The sequence below is a fragment of the Flavimarina sp. Hel_I_48 genome, from assembly GCF_000733945.1.
In the GTDB taxonomy this organism is placed as follows: domain Bacteria; phylum Bacteroidota; class Bacteroidia; order Flavobacteriales; family Flavobacteriaceae; genus Leeuwenhoekiella.
Window position 1 is genome coordinate 3,544,983 of record NZ_JPOL01000002.1, and the last position, 18,928, is coordinate 3,563,910.

General features: G+C 38.7%; 20 protein-coding genes. 10 read left to right on the plus strand and 10 right to left on the minus strand.

The window, feature by feature from the left end; genetic code table 11:
• Positions 1-175: 175 nt before the first annotated feature.
• Both P162_RS15345 and P162_RS15350 read right to left on the minus strand, forming a co-directional pair.
• Positions 176-646: a c-type cytochrome gene (locus P162_RS15345; protein WP_081868444.1), complete on the minus strand. Its 471-nt coding sequence runs from the start codon at positions 644-646 to the stop codon at positions 176-178.
• Complete coding sequence (locus P162_RS15350; protein WP_031428608.1) at positions 643-1,776, minus strand: PQQ-dependent sugar dehydrogenase; 1,134 nt, start codon at positions 1,774-1,776, stop codon at positions 643-645. The genes P162_RS15345 and P162_RS15350 overlap by 4 nt, the downstream gene beginning before the upstream one ends.
• Before the next feature lie 161 nt (positions 1,777-1,937).
• On the opposite strand from P162_RS15350, the gene trxB reads away from it, so the two are divergent.
• Complete coding sequence (gene trxB, locus P162_RS15355; protein ID WP_031428610.1) at positions 1,938-2,894, plus strand: thioredoxin-disulfide reductase; 957 nt, start codon at positions 1,938-1,940, stop codon at positions 2,892-2,894.
• Between the two features lie 86 nt (positions 2,895-2,980).
• Here the strand turns inward: trxB and P162_RS15360 are convergent, their stop codons facing one another.
• Together P162_RS15360 and aroB are read right to left on the minus strand one after the other, a co-directional pair.
• Positions 2,981-3,304, minus strand: a complete 324-nt coding sequence (locus P162_RS15360; RefSeq protein WP_031428611.1) for a hypothetical protein — start codon at positions 3,302-3,304, stop codon at positions 2,981-2,983.
• Between the two features lie 235 nt (positions 3,305-3,539).
• Entirely contained in the window at positions 3,540-4,616 is a 1,077-nt protein-coding gene (gene aroB / locus P162_RS15365) for a 3-dehydroquinate synthase (RefSeq protein WP_031428613.1), read from the minus strand.
• Positions 4,617-4,708: 92 nt separating this feature from the next.
• On the opposite strand from aroB, the gene P162_RS15370 reads away from it, so the two are divergent.
• Positions 4,709-5,878, plus strand: coding sequence for a proline dehydrogenase family protein (locus P162_RS15370; RefSeq protein ID WP_031428615.1), 1,170 nt, complete (start codon positions 4,709-4,711; stop codon positions 5,876-5,878).
• A 15-nt stretch (positions 5,879-5,893) separates the two neighbouring features.
• On the opposite strand, the gene P162_RS15375 is transcribed toward P162_RS15370, so the two are convergent.
• The 6 genes from P162_RS15375 to P162_RS15395 all read right to left on the minus strand — a co-directional run bounded on the left by P162_RS15375 (position 5,894) and on the right by P162_RS15395 (position 10,919).
• On the minus strand, positions 5,894-6,286 hold the full coding sequence (locus tag P162_RS15375) for a hypothetical protein (RefSeq protein WP_031428616.1): 393 nt from the start codon (positions 6,284-6,286) through the stop codon (positions 5,894-5,896).
• Positions 6,287-6,370: 84 nt separating this feature from the next.
• Entirely contained in the window at positions 6,371-7,579 is a 1,209-nt protein-coding gene (locus P162_RS15380) for an alanine dehydrogenase (protein WP_031428617.1), read from the minus strand.
• A gap of 195 nt (positions 7,580-7,774) precedes the next feature.
• Complete coding sequence (locus P162_RS17760; RefSeq protein WP_051907952.1) at positions 7,775-8,389, minus strand: hypothetical protein; 615 nt, start codon at positions 8,387-8,389, stop codon at positions 7,775-7,777.
• Positions 8,328-8,471 carry a hypothetical protein gene (locus P162_RS17765; RefSeq protein WP_164076273.1) on the minus strand — a complete coding sequence of 48 codons (144 nt, stop codon included), beginning with the start codon at positions 8,469-8,471 and terminating at the stop codon, positions 8,328-8,330. Before P162_RS17765 ends, P162_RS17760 begins: the two co-directional genes overlap by 62 nt.
• Before the next feature lie 284 nt (positions 8,472-8,755).
• Positions 8,756-9,163 carry a tRNA (adenosine(37)-N6)-threonylcarbamoyltransferase complex ATPase subunit type 1 TsaE gene (gene tsaE / locus P162_RS15390; RefSeq protein WP_031428621.1) on the minus strand — a complete coding sequence of 136 codons (408 nt, stop codon included), beginning with the start codon at positions 9,161-9,163 and terminating at the stop codon, positions 8,756-8,758.
• A gap of 208 nt (positions 9,164-9,371) precedes the next feature.
• A complete protein-coding gene (locus tag P162_RS15395; protein ID WP_031428623.1) occupies positions 9,372-10,919 on the minus strand; it encodes a response regulator in 1,548 nt (515 codons plus the stop codon).
• 77 nt (positions 10,920-10,996) lie between these two features.
• Here P162_RS15395 and P162_RS15400 point away from each other — a divergent pair, with 77 nt between their 5' ends.
• From P162_RS15400 to sucD, 8 genes are all read left to right on the plus strand, one after another.
• Positions 10,997-12,232 (plus strand): HD domain-containing protein, encoded by a 1,236-nt coding sequence (locus P162_RS15400; RefSeq protein WP_031428624.1) that lies wholly within the window; start codon positions 10,997-10,999, stop codon positions 12,230-12,232.
• Positions 12,233-12,369: 137 nt separating this feature from the next.
• Positions 12,370-13,398, plus strand: a complete 1,029-nt coding sequence (gene lpxD / locus P162_RS15405; protein ID WP_031428626.1) for a UDP-3-O-(3-hydroxymyristoyl)glucosamine N-acyltransferase — start codon at positions 12,370-12,372, stop codon at positions 13,396-13,398.
• Positions 13,388-14,800, plus strand: coding sequence for a bifunctional UDP-3-O-[3-hydroxymyristoyl] N-acetylglucosamine deacetylase/3-hydroxyacyl-ACP dehydratase (locus P162_RS15410; protein ID WP_031428628.1), 1,413 nt, complete (start codon positions 13,388-13,390; stop codon positions 14,798-14,800). Before lpxD ends, P162_RS15410 begins: the two co-directional genes overlap by 11 nt.
• 1 nt (position 14,801) lies before the next feature.
• Positions 14,802-15,590, plus strand: a complete 789-nt coding sequence (gene lpxA, locus P162_RS15415) for an acyl-ACP--UDP-N-acetylglucosamine O-acyltransferase (RefSeq protein ID WP_031428630.1) — start codon at positions 14,802-14,804, stop codon at positions 15,588-15,590.
• Between the two features lie 127 nt (positions 15,591-15,717).
• Entirely contained in the window at positions 15,718-16,284 is a 567-nt protein-coding gene (gene efp, locus P162_RS15420; protein ID WP_031428632.1) for an elongation factor P, read from the plus strand.
• 85 nt (positions 16,285-16,369) lie between these two features.
• On the plus strand, positions 16,370-17,308 hold the full coding sequence (locus P162_RS15425) for a UDP-3-O-(3-hydroxymyristoyl)glucosamine N-acyltransferase (RefSeq protein ID WP_031428633.1): 939 nt from the start codon (positions 16,370-16,372) through the stop codon (positions 17,306-17,308).
• On the plus strand, positions 17,305-17,718 hold the full coding sequence (locus tag P162_RS15430) for a nuclear transport factor 2 family protein (protein WP_031428635.1): 414 nt from the start codon (positions 17,305-17,307) through the stop codon (positions 17,716-17,718). The genes P162_RS15425 and P162_RS15430 overlap by 4 nt, the downstream gene beginning before the upstream one ends.
• 61 nt (positions 17,719-17,779) lie before the next feature.
• The gene (gene sucD / locus P162_RS15435) at positions 17,780-18,655 is read left to right on the plus strand and encodes a succinate--CoA ligase subunit alpha (protein ID WP_031428636.1); all 876 of its coding nucleotides are present in this window, start codon (positions 17,780-17,782) and stop codon (positions 18,653-18,655) included.
• The last annotated feature ends 273 nt before the right edge of the window (positions 18,656-18,928 follow it).

Sequence of the window (18,928 nt, forward strand, 5' to 3'; positions counted from 1 at the left end):
GGCAAATATAGCTAATTAAACACTTGTAAAAAACATCTTGTAAATAAATTTAGCAGCACTGACAATTTAGCATATAGCTTTACCATCTCATACTAAATAGATCAATAGGATAGATGTTGACTATCTATGTTCAAAAGGATGTTTTTAATATAGAAATAATATATATCGGTAGACTTCAATTCTGCTTTTCTTGAACTTCACTTACCTGATCTTCGGTAATGGTTCCCTCTGCTTTATTTCCCCAGGAATTAAGAACGTAATTCATTACATCGGCTACTTCATAGTCATAAAGTCCAGGAGATGGCATGGCGCTGTCATAAGTAGTACCATTAACGACAATTTTGCCCTGAATACCATATTTAACTGCTCTGATACTTGCCACTGTATTAGTATTCAAAAAATCTGCTTTGGCAAGTGGTGGAAAAGTGCCAGCTACACCAGAACCATTTTCCATATGACATTGCATACAGAAATCTGTGTATATAGTGCTACCGCGCTCCATACTTTTTACAAGTAAACTGTCTTGAACCTGTAACGGCTTAATTTCGCTTTTTGCTATATAGAGGTTGCTATAATCTATTACAGAAGGTTCATTTATGGTATTAAAATTAAATAAATTACTTATTAGTATGAAGAAGTAGATCATTGCTCTTTATTGATAATTAATTTTACGATACCTTTTCCTTCTACGCTAACATAAATAGTTCCATCAGGAGCGCTATTAATGTCACGGATACGACCTATGTCTTCCAATAGCTTTTCCCTCTTTACGACTTGGCCGTCATTCAAGTAATCTGCTTCTAGATATTGAAACTTTAAGGAGCCTACTAATAAATTACCTTTAAGTTCTGGATATTGATCGCCAGTTACAAATGCCATTCCACTAGGTGCTATAGAGGGTAGCCAATAATATAGCGGTTGTTCCATCCCTTCTTTTTCCCTTTGATCAGTAATTTCGGTACCACTATAATTTATACCATAAGTAATTAATGGCCAACCGTAGTTAGCTCCCTTCTTGATCACGTTGATTTCATCACCTCCACGCGGCCCGTGCTCATGAACCCAGATATCACCAGTTGTTGGATTAACATCCATTCCCTGCGGATTTCTATGTCCATAGGACCAAATAGCCTCTTTTGCATTCGGCTGACCTACAAAAGGATTGTCCTTAGGGATACTTCCATCCAGATTAAGTCTATACACCTTACCACCATCACGGGTTATATCTTGAGGGTTCACATCACGCTCACCGCGTTCACCCACCGTAAAAAATACGTGACCATCCGCGTCAAAAACAATTCGACTGCCCCAGTGCTGACCCTTTGTTGTGTTTGGAGTCGCTTTATAAAGTACTTTCTGATCAGTAAGCGCATCTCCATTTAGAGTAGCTTTCATAAGTGCGGTGTGTCCACCTTTGGCATCACCTGCGGTGGAAGAATGGGTTAGATATATGGATTTATCATCACTATAGTTGGGGGAAAGTCTGACATCCAGTAAACCACCCTGTCCGCGTGCATACACATCCGGCGTGCCTTTGATGACGGTCTTCTTGCCATCTTTGAAATGAATAAGCGAACCACTCTTTTCCGTAATCAGGAAACTTCCATCTGGCATAAAATCCATTCCCCAGGGAATTTCAAGATCTGGAACTACAAGTTCATATCCATAGGTAGTAGATGTGGTTATAGGTATATCATTTTCCTTTTGTCGATCCTCTTCTTGAGCGGAGGCATAAGTACTTATAATAAGTAGTAAACTAAGAACGTAATATTTCATTGGTGTTGGTTTTGATCGAATATAGTTAGAAAACGATTACTAACTGATATTTTTACATTTTTTTACAATTAGTAATTCAAATGATGATATTGAGGATCAACATGGCATATCATATATCATCTGATTATAATAAAGTACTTTTGTACTTATAAATCTATATTATGGAAACAGAACACATAAAATGTTTAATAATAGGTTCAGGACCTGCAGGATATACTGCGGCTATTTATGCCGCAAGGGCTGATCTAAAGCCTGTTATGTATACAGGTATGGAGCCCGGAGGACAGCTTACCACAACTACAGAGGTGGATAATTTCCCAGGATATCCTGAGGGGATAGATGGACCTACCATGATGGTGCAGTTGCAGCAACAGGCAGAACGCTTTGGCACAGAAGTACGCATAGGCATGGCTACTCAGGTCACGTTTAGCAATGAGGTAGGCGGGATGCACAAGGTTGTTATAGATAATGAAAAGCATCTTGAAGCAGAAACGATTATAATAAGTACTGGAGCTTCGGCTAAATATTTAGGTATTCCAAGTGAGCAAAAATTGCGTGGCGGTGGAGTATCTGCTTGTGCGGTATGCGATGGTTTCTTCTATAAAAATCAAAAGGTCGCCATTGTGGGCGGGGGCGATACTGCTGCAGAAGAAGCTACCTATCTGGCAAACATATGTGAGCACGTGACCATGTTAGTGCGCAAAGATGAGATGAAAGCTTCAAAAGCGATGCAACACCGAGTAAATACGCGCAAAAATATTACCGTACGCTACAATACCGAAGTTGATGAAGTTTTAGGTGAGCAGGTGGTTGAAGGATTGCGAATGATCAATAATGAAACCAAGGAAAAAGAGGAAATAGATATTACCGGACTCTTTATTGCCATAGGCCATAAACCAAATACTGATATTTTCAAAAACCAGTTGGAAATGGATACTACCGGTTATCTAATTACAGAACCTAAATCTACCAAGACGTCCAAGCCAGGTGTTTTTGCAAGTGGTGATGTACAAGATAAAGATTATCGCCAGGCTATTACAGCGGCAGGTACTGGTTGTATGGCAGCATTAGATGCAGAACGTTACCTTGCAGAAATAGAAACAGCTGTAGAGGTTTAGAAATCAATAGTGTCTTTTTGGGAACAAAAAAAAACGCCAGTGTTTACTGGCGTTTTTCTTGTTTATATGTTTAGAAAAGGAGCATATTAATCTTCATCATCCTCTTCTTCCTCTTCGATAGCTTCTTCCCCTTCAACTTCTTTTTCCGGGATTTCTACGATAGGATCCTGCATGTCGTCATCTTCGTAATCATCCACGTCAAATTTTTCCATGGAGTTTTCAAGCTTTTTGCTCACTTTGACCAGGTATATAGTGTCTTCTGTACGAACTTCAACAGCCTCAATAGTTTCATTTTTTGCATTCTTGAATGAAATAATCTGGTCATCGTCGTAACCATAAGGATATTTATCTACTAAAAGTGCCAGAATTTCTGGAGTGAGTTTTTTAAAATCAACAATTGTGCGACGCATAGTCATAATTAAAAGTTTTTGTTTTTCGGTGGGCGGTCATTCCCCAGGATTTATGTTTAATGTAGGTTGTTTATATAATCTGGTTCTTATATTTTCAACGTATTTTATTTTAAAAAGAAACCCTTCAAATGAAAAATACAAGGGCTCAAAACACGAATTTGACCAATATTAAATTGATTCTCTATGAGAGGTTAAATGAAAAAAAAAAAATTGTTTTTGCAAGTCTAAAAATTACTTATTTACTAAAACTTTTGTAAAAATCAAATGCACCGTAAATAGTGTCATTTGTCACTTTCTGATCCGTTAATGGTTCGCCTATTTTCTTTAATAATACAAAATAAATCTGACCGTGGCTGTTCTTCTTATCGTATATTAAAAGTTCAAGAATCGCCTCGATATCTTCTTGGGTAAAAGTTACCTTATCATAATACTGAAGGATACCTTTAGTGATTTCATTGAGCTGCTCATTTGGTAAGCCGCTAATTTCTTTGGAAATAAAAGATGCAAGTATCATTCCTATGGCTATAGCCTCGCCATGTAGAAGCCTGTGATTTGAACCTTTTTCCATAAAATAAGATTCTATGGCATGTCCCAGCGTATGACCGTAATTGAGCGTTTTTCTAACATTGTGCTCTCTTGGATCTTCAAGGACAATGCTGTTTTTTATCTCAATAGAGCGTTCTATGAGCTGCGAAACGCTATCTAAATTATCATATCGGTTGGTATTCAAGTCTAACCAATAAGAGTAGTCTGCGATAAGACCATGTTTGAGCATTTCTGCATATCCAGATCGCAATTCCATAAGGGAAAGGCTGCCCAGAAACCAGGGGTCTACAAGAACCATTTTAGGATTGCTAATTACGCCTATTTGGTTTTTTAGGGTTCCCAGGTCGACCCCGGTTTTGCCTCCCACAGAAGCGTCAACCATTGCAAGCAAACTCGTGGGGACGTTTACATAATCTATTCCGCGCTTAAAAGTACAAGCTACAAAACCGCCCAGATCTGTTACCACACCTCCGCCTACGTTAATCATAAGACTTTTGCGATCCCCGTTAAGTTCTGAAAGTGCTGCCCACACACCTGAACAGGTTTCTATGTTTTTGAAATCTTCACCTGCATCTATTTCAATAATTTCTATCGTTACACCCGTTTCAAGATTGCTCAAAAAATGAGCAAGACAGTGCTCATGGGTATTTGAGTCCACAAGAATAAATAGGGTACTATATTTTGAGGTCAATAGATGCTCATTAAGTAGGGTGTAGCCTTTTTCTTTTAGAACAATTGGATAGTCCTTTGCAGCAATGATGCTCATAACTTTAAGTATTTGATTCTGGGAAATTAATATACTTTTATAAATAAGCTTTTTAATTCGCAGTATATTTGCCGCAATTTTAAAAAAAAATAATGTTAGACAATAAGATTTTTGAAGATACTAAGACTGCATTTGCGCTAAAATCTGATAGTGAGCTTGATCGCGCATATTTTTTATTTAAAATGATTTCTGTACAACCACTGGTAAAAGTGGGTACAGCGGTGACCCGTTTTGCCCTTAATGCTAAATTGCCTGTCGAAAAACTAATACGCGCGACGGTTTTTGATCATTTCTGTGGGGGTGTAAATGTGGAAGACTGTAGTACTACCGTAGAGAAGATGCACACTAAAAATGTACATTCGGTATTGGATTTTTCAGTGGAAGGGGAAGAGGAAGAACGTCTTTTTGATGCGGCAGCAGATAAAGTCTGCCACGTTATTGAATTTTCGGAAGATAAAAAATCAATGCCGTTTTCGGTATTTAAACCTACCGGGTTCGGGCGTTTTGAAATCTTTCAGAAATTGAGCGCCCGTCAGGAATTGACTGTTTCCGAAGAGAAAGAATGGAAGCGGATCAGGAACCGTTTTGACCGTGTTTGCGCAAAAGCAGATGAGGCGGATATTTACCTGCTCATAGATGCAGAGGAGAGCTGGATGCAGGATGCAGCTGATATGCTCGTTGAGGAAATGATGGAAAAGTATAACAAGGAGCGTGCGGTCGTTTCAAATACCATACAATGCTATCGCTGGGATCGTATGGATTATGTAAAAGTTTTGCACCAGGAAGCTCAAAAGAAAAATTATAAGTTGGGCTTAAAGATTGTGCGCGGGGCATATATGGAAAAAGAACGCAAGCGTGCTGAAGAAATGGGCTATGATTCTCCAATTTGCAAAGATAAATCAGAGACAGATGCACATTTTAACGCAGTTATGGCCTATAATTTTGAACATCTGGATGACATCTGGATGTTTGTAGGCTCTCATAATGAGGAAAGCAATTATCTTGCAATGGAGCTAATGCGTCAAAAAGAAATCCCTAATAACGATCCCCGTGTATGGTTTGGTCAATTATATGGTATGAGCGATCATATAAGCTTTAATATGGCCGCGGAAGGTTTTAATGTGGCGAAATATCTCCCCTTTGGCCCTGTTAAAAATGTAATGCCCTATTTAATGCGAAGGGCAGAGGAAAATACTTCTGTTGCGGGACAAACAAACAGGGAACTCACCCTGTTACAGAAAGAACGCAAACGAAGGGATTAATACGTTTGAATTAGATCAACGTTTCACAGCAATAGATTCCACAGTGACATAATCTGCTTCTTCACAAATAGAAACCGAAGCATTAATGGGATTTGTTTCATTTTTTGAAGAAGTTATAAAATACATCCCGCAGGGTTTTAGATGTTGCTGACTTTTGTCAAAATCTACATTTCCTTCTAAGAACAAACGGTTCAGTTGCAGGGTGTCAATGCTTGTCTGCGCCATAAGCTGCTGTAATTCTGGAGTGATTTTATAACCTTTGTTGCGTATGGTTTTCAGGACGCGAGCGTTTGGCATATAATCACAGGAAGGTATTTCTGTTCCACTTCCTTTTAGAAAAAATGCGAGCAGTACGAGTCCTACCGCAAATCCCCCTATGTAATAACTAACCCGTTTTAAAATGTGCATGGAAAAAGTGATCTTAGGCTATTTTCAACATTCACGATAGAAAATATCCGATTAAAATATTGCTGTTTTGGAGAGAAAATTGCCCTAAAAGAACAATAAATTGATGTCTTTAAAGGGAATATCAAACCATTCTGAAACAGATCTGCTTGTCAGGATTCCGCGGTAAAAGTACAATCCGCTTTTTAAACGTTTGTCCATTCTCAAACTATTTTCCAGCCCACCGTGTTCCGCGATATCAAGTAAGTAAGGGGTAAAAATGTTACTGATAGATATGGAAGCGGTACGGGCATATCGAGAGGGAATATTCGGCACACAATAATGCAATACACCGTGTTTTAAAAAGGTGGGATTGTCGTGGGAAGTCACGTCGCTCGTTTCAAAACAACCGCCCATATCAATACTCACATCTATAATAACAGAACCATTTTTCATATATTCAACCATGTGTTCTGGTACGACAATGGGAGCCCTGTCCCTACCACGTACCGCTCCTATGGCAACATCACAGCGCCTTAGCGCTTTTAAAAGATTTTTAGGCTGTACTGTTGAAGTGTAAATGGTACGGCCCACATTGGTTTGCAGATTGCGCAGCTTGGTCAATGAGTTATCAAAAACTTTGACATTGGCGCCAAGTCCCAGGGCAGAACGCGTAGCAAATTCACCTACGGTACCAGCACCCAGAATAACAACTTCTACCGGGGGCACACCGCTAATATTACCGAACATAAGACCATTTCCCTGTCCTTTTGCAGACATAAGCTCAGCCGCAAGTAAAACCGACGCGGTACCCGCAATTTCACTTAATGCCCGTACGGCAGGATAGGTGCCATCATCATCCTTTATAAATTCAAAAGCGAGTGCGGTGATACGCTTCGTGGCCAATGCCTCAAAATATTCCTTTGATTGTGTTTTAAGCTGAAGCGCAGATATGAGAACCGTTTGCGGTTTCATCAGGGCAAGTTCATCAAGAGACGGTGGCTCAACCTTTAAAATCATAGGGCAGCCAAATACCTTTGCAGTATCAGCAGTAATTTCTGCACCAGCTTCAGAATAATGATGATCAGTAAACTTCGCATCTATGCCGGCTTTGCTTTCCATAAGCACGCGGTGCCCATTTGAGGTCAGGGCATTCACGGCATCAGGAGTAAGGCAAACACGTTTTTCCTGAAAATGGTTTTCTTTGGGAATACCTATAAAAAGGGCTCCTTTTTTCTTTTGGATTTCCAGTTTTTCCTCCTGTGGGAGGAGCTCTTCGCGGGTAAATGGACTGTTGGATAAATTAATGCTGCTCATGCACGCTTAAGATTTCATTGTTGAAATAGGAATACACTAAGGAGTATATTCTATTTAGTAATGGCTAAGCTAACAAAAATAAAGTATATATGTGCTTTTGCCAAAATGAAAGCAAAGGGAGTATTAAAAGAAATAAAAGGATGTTTTAAAAAGTCTATTGTAAAATTTACTTTAAGCAATTAAGATGAACATCAACTAACCCATATATAGGGGCTCATTATCATCATCGTCCTCATAGTTCTCTTCTTCTTCCTGAGCGGAAAATGAAGAATAGCTAGCTTCAAAAGGATAATCCTTTTTGTTTTCTTCTTTGATGTCACCTTTAAGTGTAACTCTTTTAAGTTCAGAATAATCAATGTTATGAATTTTATCAAAAATCTGCATTCTTATTCCGTATGAGAAAATTAGCATTATAAAAATAATAGGAGCTAAAATATAAAATTCATTACTATCCATCCATTTTAAGTCATCATTTAATGTAAGATATATCTGAATACCAAACATTAGTATGGGAATAAGTATGGCATGATACCACCAATGTTTGCATGTAAAAAACCAAATCATCATAAAAATTAAGGGGAAGACTTTACTTACTAATGTCCAAGCGACAACATAAACACTTTCGTAATATTTACTATCATAAGTAAACTCTAGACCCAAAAAAGAGGCTTTCCAAATTTTGACATTTGGAAAGCCCTCATATAAGTAATAAAGATACGGAGATGCTACTAAAAAAGCGGCAATAAGACTACCCGTGAGTAGGGACTTTAATTTGACTTTTGAGTATTTCTTTTGCTGCTTGGTTTGCATTTGATTGATCTTGAACTGTTACATAAGACATTGCAGTTGCACCAGCAATCAATAATCCGAATAATAAAGCTTTGATTTTCATAATTAAGAATTTTATATAGTTATTATTTGTTTTTGTTGGTACAAATATCACTACATAAAACCCCTAAAACCAAACTTTTGGATTATCGTAATTTTGCAAATTTCTGTCTGTAAAATGTGAATTAATTGATGTTTTTATTTGGACAATATTACCAATATTTTTACGATAATCATTATTTTTTTAATATAAACGCTGATTGTATGATATAATCTTCATTCAAATATTTTGAATGTAAGAAAAAACTTATAAATGTTAAATTTAAAATATTTTTATTTTAACTTCGTTTAGGAAACCGTTAACATTCTTTTTACGTTGTTAATCGAGTTCAGTTTTACCGTATGTGATGGTTTTGGGAGAAAAGTGTTAATTTTTTGTGGCCATTCTATTAGTGTCCAACAGTTTTGTCCAAAATAATCGTCAAGTCCAAGTTGACCTACTTCAAAACTGTCCTCTATTCTATAAAAATCAAAATGATAAATAGGTAGTTCATTTTTATCCCTATACTCATTTACAATAGAAAAAGTAGGACTGCTTACAGAATCCAGTGAGCCTAGGTTTTTCACAATGGATTTAATAAGGGTTGTTTTGCCCGCTCCCATTTCTCCCTCAAACAATATTGTTTTATGTTTGCAGTAGGCTATGATATTTTTTGCTACTTGATCAATCTCTGCTAATGTGTATGTTATTTCCACTATTCTTATTCTTTAAAATGGTTCAATCTTTTAAAATCCAATTTTTCACTATATAAAAATGATAGCATTAGAACATAAAGATGAATTGATATATTAAATGAAAGCACAATTATTTAGAACTAAAAAGCGATCAATAGTTCTTGGAACCACTGACCGCTAGTAATTTAGCTATAACAATTTATTTTTTTAAGCTTAAAATCATTTTTAACTATTTTGGGTTCATTACAACGAAAGGAATAATCATTTCCTCCAGCGATACGCCTCCATGCTGATATGTATTTCTATAATAGCCCACATAATGGTTATAATTATTGGGGTAAGCAAAAAACAGATCGCCTTTAGCAAAAATAAATGAACTGCTCATATTGATAGTAGGCAAGTGTATCTCTTTAGGATCTGTGGCTGCCAGAACATCCTTATTTTCATATGTAAGACTTCGGCCCGTCTTATAGCGTAAATTCAAGCTTGTATTTTTATCCCCAATGACCTTAGATGGATTTTTTACATTGATGGTACCGTGATCTGTAGTGATCAATAATTTGAGGCCCATTTGTTGTGCTTTTTGAATCATTTCAAGAAGGGGGGAATTCTTAAACCAACTTTCAGTTAGTGAGCGGTAGGATTTGTCGTTTGATGCCAGTTCTTTAATAACTTCCATCTCTGTTTTAGAATGAGATAGCATATCTACAAAGTTGTATACTAAAACGGTCAGATCATTATTTTTTAAAGAATTGAAATTCTCAACCAGCTTTTTACCTGCTCTTAGATTGGTAATCTTATGATATTCCCACTTTATTTCCAGGCCTAATCTCTTGAGCTGTGCTTCCAGGAATTTATCTTCGTTCATGTTTTTGCCGCCTTCTTCGGTATCATTGAGCCATAAGTTGGGATATCTGGCTTCCATATCGCTGGGCATTAAGCCCGAAAATATGGAATTACGTGCATATTGTGTAGCTGTGGGCAAAATACTGCAATAAGCTTCTTCGCTCTCTTTTTTATAGTAATTACCTATTATCGGTTCAAAAGCTTTCCACTGGTCATACCGCAAGTTGTCTATAACTATGAGTAGGGTAGGGGTTTTATCCTTTAAATGCGGTGCAATACGTTCTTTAAATAGCGTATGCGACATGATGGGTTTCTCAGTATTCTTAAACCATTGTGGATAATGGCGCTCTACGAATTTAAAGAACTGGTTGTTTGCTTCAGCCTTTTGGGATTCCAGGATTTCATGCATTCCCTGGTCTTCTATATTCTCAAGTTCCAGCTCCCAGTAAACAAGTTTTTGATAGAGGTCAACCCATTCATCAAAGGTCCTGACCATAGCCATATCCATGGCGATTTTTCTAAATTCCTGTTGGTAATTGAGCGTGGCTTTTTCAGAAACAAGTCTGCTGGTATCCAGGTTTTTCTTTAAACTGAGCAAAATCTGGTTGGGATTGACAGGTTTTATAAGATAATCGGCGATTTTTGAACCTATCGCTTCTTCCATAATCAATTCTTCCTCACTTTTGGTAATCATAATTACCGGTAGGGTATCCCTCCTTTGTTTGATCTCGCTCAGCGTTTCAAGACCGGTAATACCTGGCATATTCTCATCCAGGAGAACAATATCAAAATTATCTTTCTCTACAAGCTCAATGGCTTCGCTACCACTTTGACAAGTGGTTACCTCATAGTTTTTTTGTTCAAGAAATAATACATGTGGTTTTAAGAGATCAATTTCATCATCAACCCATAATATTTTTATCGCGGTCATAGTTATGTATCTTTGTTATGTTTTTATATTCAGAAAAAACCATCTAAATGGCTCTAAGGGGCCTTAACTGCTGATCATTGAAAGACTCCCACAAATTTACTATAATTAACGACCCTATTTATGGGTTTATTACCCTGCCGCAAGGACTGCTTTTCAATCTTGTTGAGCATCGTTATTTTCAACGGCTGCGTCGTATTTCCCAAATGGGAATGTCGTATTTGGTTTATCCAGGTGCCCACCATACCCGTTTTCAACATGCGCTGGGTTGTCTTTATATTATGGGCAAGGCGTGCGAAACCCTACGTGGTAAGGGAGTTGCTATAAGCGATGCGGAAATGGAGGCCGCACAGGCAGCAATCTTATTGCATGATATAGGTCATGGGCCATTCTCCCATGCGATGGAAAATAGCATTGTTGAAAACACCAGCCATGAGGAGATATCGCTTCGGTTTATGGGTAAACTCAACGAGGAGTTTAACGGAAGTTTAACGACCGCCATTGCCATGTTCACGGGTAGTTACCCCCGCCGCTTTTTTCATCAGCTTATTTCCGGGCAATTGGATATGGATCGTACAGATTACCTAAAACGCGATAGTTTTTATACGGGCATGGCAGAGGGGAATATAAATACAGATCGCATCCTGGCCATGCTGAACGTAAAAAATGACCAACTCGTAGTCGAAGAAAAAGGAATTTATACCATTGAGAAATTTCTCGTTGCGCGTCGTCTCATGTATTGGCAGGTATATCTTCATAAAACCAGCTTGGTGGCAGAGCAATTACTGGTAAGGGTTTTAAAACGGGCCAAGGAGCTTACGCTTGCCGGGCAAGAATTGCCTGCGAGCTCTTCACTTCAATATTTTTTGCGCGATGATATTTCGCTCCTGCCTTTTAGTGATGATGCAATGGAAGTCTTTTCAAATTTAGATGACTATGACATCGTCATGGCGATGAAATACTGGTGCGACCACGAGGACTTCGTGCTCAGAAAACTATCTGCAATGATCATCAACCGTCATTTACTGGCCATAAAAATCAAGAAAAAGCCTTTTCAGGAAGATTTTATAAAGGCAAAGCTGGAAGAGGTTCAAATTAAATATCAAATTACTAAAAAGGAAGCACAGTACTTTGTCTTTACCGGTACGATCACTAACCAGGCCTATACATTTACTAAACAAGGTATCAACATTATTACAAAAAAAAGTAAAATAATAGACGTTATTGAGGCGAGTGATCAGCTTAGCCTAAAGCCGCTCTCAAAGGTGATTATCAAAAACTTTATTTGTTTTCCCAAAAAACAAGGGGATTTATAAGCATAAAAGGTGATTTTATATAAAATTATCTGTTTTAAGTTGTTGCAATCAAAGGTTTTGGGTGGAATCCAAAGTAATAAAAACCAATTCATAAAATTATAAACCTGCTCTAGCTCTTTTTTTCTATTTTTGTGCAGATGAAATTTACTGCTGCACAAATTGCTGGGATTTTGGAAGGTGACGTTGAAGGCGACACTGAAGCCGAAGTTTCCACACTCTCAAAAATAGAAGAGGGCACTCAGGGATCGCTAACCTTTTTAGCAAACCCCAAGTATACTTCCTACCTATATACCACGGAAGCTACCATAACCATAGTAGATAAAAAGTTTAAGGCTGAACAGGAATTTTCAACAACACTTATACGTGTTGATGATGCCTACAAGGCATTCACGAAACTTCTTGAATACTATAATAAGGTAAAACTGAGCAAAGAGGGTATAGAACAACCCACATTTATCTCAGAAAGCGCTATCTATGGGGAAGGTATCTATCTAGGTGCTTTTTCTTATTTGGGAGAGAATGTAAAAATCGGTGATAATGTAAAGATTTATCCTAATGTTTATATAGGGGATAATGTCACCATAGGTGATGATTGTGTGATTTTTGCCGGTGCTAAGATTTATTCTGAATCAATTCTTGGAAACCACGTTTCTATACATAGTGGTGCTATCCTGGGAGCAGATGGTTTTGGTTACAGGCCAGAAGAAAATGGGGAATACGTTAAAGTACCACAGACCGGTAATGTCATAATAGAAGACCACGTTGATGTGGGTGCAGGTACAACCATAGACCGGGCCACATTAGGATCAACCATTATACGGCGTGGGGTGAAATTAGATAATCAAATACAAATTGCGCACAATGTAGAAATTGGAGAGCATACAGCGATCGCCGCGCAAAGCGGTGTTGCAGGCTCCACTAAGATAGGTAAAAACTGTGTTATAGGTGGTCAGGTAGGTGTGGCCGGGCACTTAAAAATAGGTGACCGTGTAAAGATACAGGCGCAGTCTGGCATAGGTCGCAATATTAAGGATGACGAGGTGTTACAAGGTTCACCTGCGTTCGGTTATGGCGACTGGAACAAATCCTATGTACATTTTAAAAACCTGCCAAAAATAGTCAGAGAACTTAACAATCTTTCAAAAGGAGAATCCCATGATAAGTAAAGCTAAGGGGAAGCAAAAGACCATTGCCGGTGAAGTATCACTCCATGGAGTAGGACTTCACACGGGTAAAAATGTAACGCTTACTTTTAAAGCAGCAGCAGAAAATACCGGCTTCGTTTTTAAACGTGTAGATCTTGAAGGTCAGCCTACCATTGAGGCAAATGCAGATTATGTTGTAAATACGCAGCGCGGTACCAATCTGGAAAAGATGGGTGTCAACATACAGACCAGCGAGCATGTCCTTGCGGCTTGTGTGGGTATGGGTATTGATAATATAATCCTGGAGCTCAATGCGTCAGAACCTCCCATTATGGATGGCTCTTCAAAATATTTTGTCGAGGCACTTGAAAAAGCGGGAATCGTTGAACAGGAAGCTTGCAAAGAAGAATATGTAGTTACCGAAATCATCAATTATATAGATGAAGAGAGCGGGAGCGAGATAATTTTAATGCCTTCGGAAGACTATCAGGTGACTACCATGGTAGATTTTGGCACTAAAGTTTTAGGTACTCAAAATGCCAGTATAAAAAATATCACCGAATTTAAGAGCGAAATAGCAGATTCAAGAACTTTCAGTTTCTTGCATGAAATTGAAATGTTACTGGAAAACGGACTCATAAAAGGTGGTGATCTCAATAACGCTATTGTTTACGTAGATAAGGAACTTTCTCCTGAAACCATGCAAAAACTGCGTAAAGCTTTCAATAAAGACAATATTTCGGTGAAACCGAACGGTATTTTGGATAATCTGACCTTAAACCATCCCAATGAAGCGGCAAGACATAAACTGCTTGACGTGATAGGGGATCTGGCGCTTGTGGGAATGCCCATTAAAGGAAAGATCATAGCAAATAAACCGGGTCATCTTGTTAATACGCAATTTGCACAAAAATTAAAAAAGATAATCAAAACCGAGAAGAGGAACAACGCTCCGGTCATTGATCTTTCAAAACCTCCGGTAAAAGATGTGAATCAGATTATGGCGATGTTACCGCACCGCCCACCTTTTTTATTGGTTGATAAAATTCTTGAACTTTCAGACAGTCATGTTCTGGGATTGAAAAATGTAACGATGAACGAACCTTTTTTCGTTGGTCATTTTCCTGGGTCTCCAGTTATGCCTGGAGTACTTCAGGTTGAAGCGATGGCGCAGACGGGCGGAATATTGGTTTTGAGTACCGTACCAGATCCTGAAAATTACCTGACTTATTTCATGAAAATAGATAAAGTACGTTTTAAACAACAGGTTCTTCCCGGCGATACGCTTATCTTTAAACTTTCATTGTTGTCTCCCATACGCCGTGGTATTTGTCATATGCAGGGCTATGCTTATGTGAATGGAAAAATTGCTTCCGAAGCGGAATTGATGGCACAAATTGTAAAAGTAAAGAAAGACCAGTAGCATGAATCAACCACTAGCTTACGTACATCCAGGAGCCAAAATCGCAAAAAATGTCGTGATAGAGCCCTTTACAACCATAAACAATGATGTGGTCATAGGTGAAGGGAGCTGGATAGGCTCTAATGTTACGATCATGGAAGGTGCCCGTATAGGAAAAAATGTAAACATTTTTCCCGGTGCCGTAATTTCCGCGGTACCCCAGGACAAAAAATTTGATGATGAAGATACCGTTACCATAATTGGCGACGGTACGACAATACGGGAATGTGTGACTATAAATAGGGGGACAAAAGACCGCCAGCGCACACAGATAGGTAAAAATTGCTGGATCATGGCCTATAGTCATATCGCGCATGATTGCATCGTGGGAGACCACTGCATTTTTTCAAACAACAGTACGCTCGCCGGTCATATACTCGTGGGCGATTATGTGGTGCTTGCAGGAATGGCTGCCGTGCAACAGTTTTGCACGATAGGAAGTCACGCTTTTGTAACCGGTGGTTCCCTGGTGCGTAAGGATGTTCCGCCTTATGTAAAAGCGGGGCGTGAGCCACTTTCCTATGTGGGAATAAACTCCATAGGATTGCGCAGAAGGGGTTTCTCCACAGATAAGATCAGGGAAATACAGGATATTTACAGGATTTTATATCAAAAGAATTACAATAATTCCCAGGCGGTGAATATTATTGAAGCCGAAATGGAAGCAACCCCTGAACGGGATGAAATACTTCAGTTTATCAAGAATTCGCAACGCGGAATCATGAAAGGCTATTTTACCGCCAGTAACTGATTTTGATATAGAAATAGACCGATTTTTAGATGTAAAAGGTCAATTTCCGTAAAGTGATAAAGAAAACTAACTTTAAATTTGGTTCCTGGGTTTTATAAAACCAGGTCCTAACTATAATAATACAATCATGGCAAGTACTTCAGATATTAGAAATGGGATGTGTATTCACTATAACCATGATATCTATAAAATAATAGAATTTTTGCATGTGAAGCCTGGTAAAGGCCCCGCATTTGTACGTACCAAACTAAAGAGCGTGACCAATGGAAAGGTATTGGACAATACTTTTTCCGCAGGACATAAAATAGAAGACGTGCGTGTAGAAACGAAAGGATATCAGTTTCTTTATAAAGATCCAGATTTCTATCATTTTATGAATACTGAGGATTATACTCAGATTCGTTTGCTGGAAAGTGCTTTAGATCAACCCGGACTTTTAAAAGAAGGGGAAGTTGTTCAGGTAAGTATCAATACAGAGGACAATGCGCCACTTTCTGTGGATATGCCAGCGCACGTAATTCTGGAAATCATACAAACCGAACCAGGTATCAAAGGAAATACTGCGACAAACTCCACTAAAGCTGCCATTGTTGAGTCAGGTGCAGAAGTACAGGTGCCGCTTTTTATCAACGAAGGCGACAAAATCAAAGTAGAAACCGAAAAAGGTACCTATAAAGAGCGTATCAAAGAGTAAAAATCATCCGCCTTATATGTGTTCAAAAATGAGCAATATTAGGTGATTATAGCCCAAATAAGGGTAGAAAGCCGCTTCATTCAATATGAAATTCAACCAGCAGCATACTTTAAAACAGATTGCAACCATCATTTCTTCAAAAATGGATGGTGATCCTGATTTTCCGGTGCTGGGTATGAATGAAATCCACGTGGTAGAACCTGGGGATATTGTTTTTGTAGATCATCCCAAATATTATCAAAAAGCGCTAAATTCTGCCGCAACCATAATATTGATAAATGCGGAGGTATCTCGTCCAGAAGGAAAGGCCTTGCTTATTTCAGAAGACCCCTTTCGCGATTTCAACATTCTTACCGAATATTTCCGACCGTTTCAAAAAGCAACTTCTTCAGTAGCTGCTTCTGCCACAATAGGAAAGGAAACCGTTATACAACCCAATTGTTTTATAGGTAACAATGTAATCATTGGCGACAATTGCCTAATTCATGCTAATGTTTCCATTTACGATAACAGTATCATTGGTGATAACGTAACCATTCATTCAGGTTCGGTATTGGGCGCAGATGCTTTTTACTATAAAAAAAGACCGCAAGGTTTTGATAAATTAAGATCTGGCGGTCGCGTGGTTGTAAAGGACAATGTAGATATTGGCGCACTTTGTACCATAGATAAAGGCGTGTCTGGTGATACGACCATAGGCGCGGGCAGTAAACTTGACAATCAGGTACATATAGGCCACGATGTGCTAATCGGAGAGCGCGTTCTCATTGCATCCCAGGCAGGCATTGCGGGTTGTGTAATTATAGAAAATGATGTTACCATCTGGGGTCAGGCGGGAGTTAAGAGTGATATTCGCCTGGGTGCAGGATCTGTTTTGATGGCTCAAAGTGGGGTAGGCAATGATCTTGAAGCAGGGAAAAGCTATTTTGGTTCTCCAGCAATGGAATCGCGACTGAAATTCAAAGAGCTCTTGGCCGTACGTCAGTTACCAGATTATATTGATAAATTAAAAAACATACAATGAGTACTTCGGCTAAAAATATAGTACGGGATTTATACGCTTCAGATTTTCTGAATGATCCAAGTGTTTTAAAGAAATACTTACATAAGGATGCAGAGCTGTTCTGGAATGCTTCCACCGGTTTTTCAAAATTAACAATTTCGGACATTTCAAAAATGTCTACGGAAATGGGCAGGTCGTTTATTTCGCTTCGTCCCTCCATAACCCATGTTCTTGAAGACAAGGATCAGGTTTGCATACGGGTAACCTATTATGTGAAGACTATCGAGAATCCAGATGAAGAGGTTGCGATTATCCATTTTATGGCCATATGGGAACTTAAGGATGGGAAGTTGTACAAAGGCTATCAGATTAGTCAGCCCAGTGACGACGACCCTATGAACATAGATGCGCACAGCCGTATAAAGTCCTGAATTTCCTTTAGGTTTAGCCTCTAAACATTTACTTTTACAACCACTTTAAATACGATATACAATGAGCGTTTTAGTCAATAAAGATTCAAAAATAATAGTACAGGGTTTTACCGGGAGTGAAGGTACTTTTCACGCAGAGCAGATGATTGAGTACGGTACAAATGTGGTAGGTGGTGTAACACCGGGAAAAGGTGGTAATACACACCTGGATCGACCTGTTTTCAATACCGTAAGCGAGGCGGTAGAAGAGACTGGTGCAGATTTATCTATAATTTTTGTTCCCCCGGCATTTGCGGCAGATGCAATTATGGAATCTGCAGATGCAGGTATCAAAGTTATTATCACAATAACTGAAGGTATACCGGTTGCCGATATGATTAAAGTAGCGAGTTACATCAAAGATAAACCTTGTCGTTTAATAGGTCCCAACTGTCCCGGAGTTATCACTCCCGGTGAAGCAAAAGTGGGTATCATGCCCGGTTTTGTATTTAAAAAAGGAAAAGTAGGTATTGTTTCAAAATCAGGAACACTTACGTATGAAGCGGCAGATCAGGTCGTTAAGCAAGGTCTGGGAATTACCACGGCTATCGGTATTGGTGGTGATCCTATCATTGGAACCACAACCAAAGAAGCTGTTGAACTGTTGATCAATGATCCTGAGACGGAAGCGGTTGTTATGATAGGCGAAATAGGCGGTCAGCTGGAAGCTGATGCGGCTCGCTGGGTGAAGGAGAGTGGTACTAAAAAGCCGGTTATTGGCTTTATCGCCGGTGAAACTGCTCCTGCGGGTAGAACAATGGGTCATGCTGGAGCTATCGTAGGCGGAAGCGATGATACCGCACAGGCTAAAAAGAAAATCTTGAAAGAATGTGGAATCCACGTGGTGGAATCCCCAGCCGAAATAGGCAAAAAAGTTGCCGAAGTTTTAGGTAAATAAGACTGAAATTTCATTAAAAAAGCGGATTGGCAGCAATCCGCTTTTTTTATTTGCAAACTGCCAAACTATGGTATTAGTGAATTTTAGTACATTTGAATTAATAGTTTGAGTTTAAGAACGATCATTTAGAGGTTAAAAAGTGCATTTTTCTCACCAATTATTGGCATTTTATGGTCAATTATTACCTTAAAATGGCAATTATCGCTATTTAAAACCTAAAATAGCAAGAGAATAACCTAAAAATATTCATACACCTTTAGAGAATTAAAATTC

What these genes read in the sequence shown, in the direction of transcription:
- P162_RS15395 (WP_031428623.1), bottom strand. Translation starts at nt 10,919, where the DNA reads ATGACCGCGATAAAAATATTATGGGTTGATGATGAAATTGATCTCTTA.
- lpxD (WP_031428626.1), top strand. Translation starts at nt 12,370, where the DNA reads ATGAAATTTACTGCTGCACAAATTGCTGGGATTTTGGAAGGTGACGTT.
- lpxA (WP_031428630.1), top strand. Translation starts at nt 14,802, where the DNA reads ATGAATCAACCACTAGCTTACGTACATCCAGGAGCCAAAATCGCAAAA.
- P162_RS15360 (WP_031428611.1), bottom strand. Translation starts at nt 3,304, where the DNA reads ATGCGTCGCACAATTGTTGATTTTAAAAAACTCACTCCAGAAATTCTG.
- P162_RS15380 (WP_031428617.1), bottom strand. Translation starts at nt 7,579, where the DNA reads ATGAGCAGCATTAATTTATCCAACAGTCCATTTACCCGCGAAGAGCTC.
- P162_RS15430 (WP_031428635.1), top strand. Translation starts at nt 17,305, where the DNA reads ATGAGTACTTCGGCTAAAAATATAGTACGGGATTTATACGCTTCAGAT.
- P162_RS15425 (WP_031428633.1), top strand. Translation starts at nt 16,370, where the DNA reads ATGAAATTCAACCAGCAGCATACTTTAAAACAGATTGCAACCATCATT.
- trxB (WP_031428610.1), top strand. Translation starts at nt 1,938, where the DNA reads ATGGAAACAGAACACATAAAATGTTTAATAATAGGTTCAGGACCTGCA.
- sucD (WP_031428636.1), top strand. Translation starts at nt 17,780, where the DNA reads ATGAGCGTTTTAGTCAATAAAGATTCAAAAATAATAGTACAGGGTTTT.
- P162_RS15345 (WP_081868444.1), bottom strand. Translation starts at nt 646, where the DNA reads ATGATCTACTTCTTCATACTAATAAGTAATTTATTTAATTTTAATACC.
- P162_RS17760 (WP_051907952.1), bottom strand. Translation starts at nt 8,389, where the DNA reads ATGCAAACCAAGCAGCAAAAGAAATACTCAAAAGTCAAATTAAAGTCC.
- P162_RS15375 (WP_031428616.1), bottom strand. Translation starts at nt 6,286, where the DNA reads ATGCACATTTTAAAACGGGTTAGTTATTACATAGGGGGATTTGCGGTA.
- P162_RS17765 (WP_164076273.1), bottom strand. Translation starts at nt 8,471, where the DNA reads ATGAAAATCAAAGCTTTATTATTCGGATTATTGATTGCTGGTGCAACT.
- P162_RS15410 (WP_031428628.1), top strand. Translation starts at nt 13,388, where the DNA reads ATGATAAGTAAAGCTAAGGGGAAGCAAAAGACCATTGCCGGTGAAGTA.
- P162_RS15350 (WP_031428608.1), bottom strand. Translation starts at nt 1,776, where the DNA reads ATGAAATATTACGTTCTTAGTTTACTACTTATTATAAGTACTTATGCC.
- aroB (WP_031428613.1), bottom strand. Translation starts at nt 4,616, where the DNA reads ATGAGCATCATTGCTGCAAAGGACTATCCAATTGTTCTAAAAGAAAAA.
- efp (WP_031428632.1), top strand. Translation starts at nt 15,718, where the DNA reads ATGGCAAGTACTTCAGATATTAGAAATGGGATGTGTATTCACTATAAC.
- P162_RS15370 (WP_031428615.1), top strand. Translation starts at nt 4,709, where the DNA reads ATGTTAGACAATAAGATTTTTGAAGATACTAAGACTGCATTTGCGCTA.